The 3,207-nt window shown below is 41.8% G+C and carries 2 protein-coding genes and 1 pseudogene; 2 read left to right on the forward strand and 1 reads right to left on the reverse strand.

Annotated features, from left to right (window positions below):
• Positions 1–352 precede the first annotated feature (352 nt).
• Both O9332_RS17200 and O9332_RS17205 read left to right on the forward strand, forming a co-directional pair.
• Positions 353–808, forward strand: a pseudogene (locus O9332_RS17200) (DUF29 domain-containing protein).
• A gap of 12 nt (positions 809–820) precedes the next feature.
• Entirely contained in the window at positions 821–1,570 is a 750-nt protein-coding gene (locus O9332_RS17205; protein ID WP_288026593.1) for an amino acid ABC transporter ATP-binding protein, read from the forward strand.
• Between the two features lie 18 nt (positions 1,571–1,588).
• Here O9332_RS17205 and O9332_RS17210 read toward each other — a convergent pair whose 3' ends face one another.
• On the reverse strand, positions 1,589–3,154 hold the full coding sequence (locus tag O9332_RS17210) for a cation:proton antiporter (protein WP_288026595.1): 1,566 nt from the start codon (positions 3,152–3,154) through the stop codon (positions 1,589–1,591).
• Between the last annotated feature and the right edge of the window lie 53 nt (positions 3,155–3,207).

Raw genomic sequence — 3,207 nt, forward strand, 5'->3', positions numbered from 1 at the left:
ATCCTTATCTGGCAAGAGACTTAATTGATTAGTTCGCTCTAGATCAAAAATAATTGACAAAAATCGCCAAATGCCTTTCTATATAAGGGTTCCATCCCTTATAACCCCCGTCCATTGCATAACAAAAACCGAAGAACCCAACTTCTTCGGGTACAGTCAGGATTATTGCCTCAATCAATTCAGGTGTTTATTCGGTGTAAATATGAATAAATTCGATAAAATCAGTTAATTATGCGGAAATATCTCCGTTTAAAACTAAATAAAAAATATTTACACTAATCAACCGCATCTTTTATGCTATCATTTCTAGGAACGGGTTATTTTTAATAATGTCCCCATTTGATCAAAGACAATGCTTGCTTTAGAACAGCTTTATGAACGGGAGTATGATCGCTGGTTAAGCGAGACGATCGAGTTATTAAAAAATCGTCAGTTAGATCAGTTAGATTACGAACATTTAATCGAGGAGTTGGCAGCTTTGAGACGAAGCGAAAAAACTGCTGTTAAAAGTTTAATTTTATCGATAATAATCTAGCTGCTACTCTATCAATTTTGGACAACAGAAAGAGAAAAAAATAGTAATCATTGGGCGGCAGAGATTATCACTTTTCGAGTACAATTAGAATATAAGCTCACCACCAATTTAAGTAAATTTCTAGAACTAGAACTAGAGTTAGAAGATATCTATGAAAACGCTCGCTTAATTGCAGAAAAAAAGACAGGATTAAAAAATTTACCGATAATTTGTCCCTACTCTCTGAGACAAATTCTTGAGAAACAGTGGTTTCCCGATACAGATAATCAATAAACTCTCAAAAATATGGAATCTCACAACAGTGAACCGATTATAATTGCCGAAGCGGTGGAAAAATGGTATGATAACCGCTTTCATGCTTTACGGGGAGTGAATCTCACCGTTAATAAACAGGAAGTTGTCGTGATTATGGGGCCGTCCGGTTCAGGAAAATCCACCTTTATTCGCACTTTTAACGGTTTGGAATCCTATCAAAAAGGTCGCATTATTATTGACGGAATAACTGTGTCCCACAACCTGAAAAATATCGAGGTAATCCGTCAGGAAGTCGGCATGGTTTTTCAACAATTTAACCTCTTTCCCCATCTGACGGTATTAGATAATGTCACCCTCGGACCAATGTGGGTGCGCGGTTGGAAAAAAGCCAAAGCGGAGGAAATAGCGAGAAAACTCCTCGAAAAAGTTGGTATTCTCGAACAAGCACTTAAATATCCCCCTCAGTTATCGGGAGGACAACAGCAGCGGGTGGCAATCGTTCGCGCTTTAGCTATGCAGCCGAAGGTGATGTTATTCGATGAACCCACCTCAGCTTTAGATCCGGAAATGGTGCGAGAAGTCTTGGAAACGATGCAAAGTTTAGCCAAATCCGGGATGACCATGGTTTGTGTCACCCACGAGGTAGGATTCGCGCGAGAAGTGGCCGATCGAGTGGTATTTATGGATCAGGGTTTAATTTTGGAAATTGCCCCCCCAGAAAAATTTTTTAATAATCCCCAATCCGATCGAACTCAGCAATTTTTAGCAAAAATTCTTTGATTTTCCATGACTTGATCATTAAACCATCTCTTTTTCTTCTTCTACCTCCACTAAAAGGGGAACGAGATTTTCATTTAAACGACCGGCTCGAATTAATTCTGCGTAGGTATTAGCTTCGATATCAAGTAAAGTATCTTGAAATTGTTCGGCTACCACATCTTTTAATTGTGGGTGTTCCTGTAGTAATTTTTGCAACTGATCGCCCAAGGCCTTTAGTTGTCCCTCCACTAGCGTTTTTTTGTGGCGATAAAATTCGGGATCGATATCGGGAAAACGTTCTGGTTGTTGCAGATAATTGGCAACCCTAGTTAAAGCAATTTGACGAGCAATTAAGGCCGAATATTCGGTGCGAATCGGTTGATCACCGATAAGATTGAGGGCATTTAACAGCCATTGTATGGATAATCCTTGCACCAATAAAGTAAATAAAACCACCCCAAAAACCACGTCAATAATTTCTTGACGGTAGGGGATAGACGTAGGAACACTTAACGCTAGGGCGATCGAAACCGAACCGCGCAATCCTCCCCACCATAACACCGTTCTTTCCTTGAAATTGATGTTATTGCCCGTAATTAGGTTACTAATTGCCCCTAGTCCAAAAATTGAGAACAGACGGGAAACCACCATAGCAGCGATCGCTATTAAAATCCCGGTTAAGTGACTACCAAGACTCTCAAAACGAGTTTGATCGCCGATCAGTAAAAAGATGATAGAATTGACAAAAAAGGCGATAAATTCCCAAAATTCGCTAACTACCAGGCGCGTGCGGGGACTCATACCAATGCGCGAACCGAGATTACCGAGAATAATCCCGACAATTACCACCCCAATCACACCGGATCCGCCTAATTTTTCCGTGACGAGATAGGTTCCGTATGCAGAAACTAGAGTCAGAGACTGTTCCACAAAAGGCAGATCAAAGCGTTGGGTAAGGTAGGAAATGCCGAAACCGATCACGCAACCGACACCGATCCCAATCCCCACAAAGGTGCAGAAACGAGCGATCGTCACGGGGACGGAAAAGGTATCGACTCCCAAGGGAATCCCCACCAAGAGGACGAAAGCGACCACAGCGACCCCATCATTAAAGAGACTTTCCCCTTCCATCAGGATCGTTAGTTTTTTACTGGCCCCCAATTCTTTAAATAGGGCAATCACAGAGACGGGATCGGTGGCAGCTAGGGCAGCACCCAACAGAAAAGCGATCGATAGGGGTAAATTAGCAAAGATATGTAGGGGATAGGCGACTCCCAAAACGGAGATAATTACCCCGATAACGGCAAAAAGGACGATAGTAACCCAATATTCCTTTAATTTAGCCCAAGGAATATTCCAAGCGGCTTCAAAAAGGAGGGGAGGCAGAAAAATTTCCAGAATTAATTCCGGGGAAAGATTAACCAAACGCAAATCTAAAAAAGCTAAACCCATACCGACAATAACTAACAGCAGGGTGTAGGGAATTTTGCGGAGGAAGGCAACGGTTCTCGATAAAGTGGCGACACTCAAGGAAATGGTCAAAACTAGCAGGAATTGCTCTAAATTATGAGCGATCGCTTCGTTAGCAGTAGATTCTAGACTCATTATTTTCAGTTATCAGAGATGGGGTGTGGGGTGTGGGGTGTAGGGTGTAGGGT

Source organism: Microcystis sp. LE19-10.1B (assembly GCF_027530565.1).
Taxonomy (GTDB): Bacteria; Cyanobacteriota; Cyanobacteriia; order Cyanobacteriales; family Microcystaceae; genus Microcystis; species Microcystis aeruginosa.

Excerpts from the sequence above, each read along its gene's own strand:
- O9332_RS17210 (WP_288026595.1), bottom strand. The coding sequence starts at position 3,154 with ATGAGTCTAGAATCTACTGCTAACGAAGCGATCGCTCATAATTTAGAG.
- O9332_RS17205 (WP_288026593.1), top strand. The coding sequence starts at position 821 with ATGGAATCTCACAACAGTGAACCGATTATAATTGCCGAAGCGGTGGAA.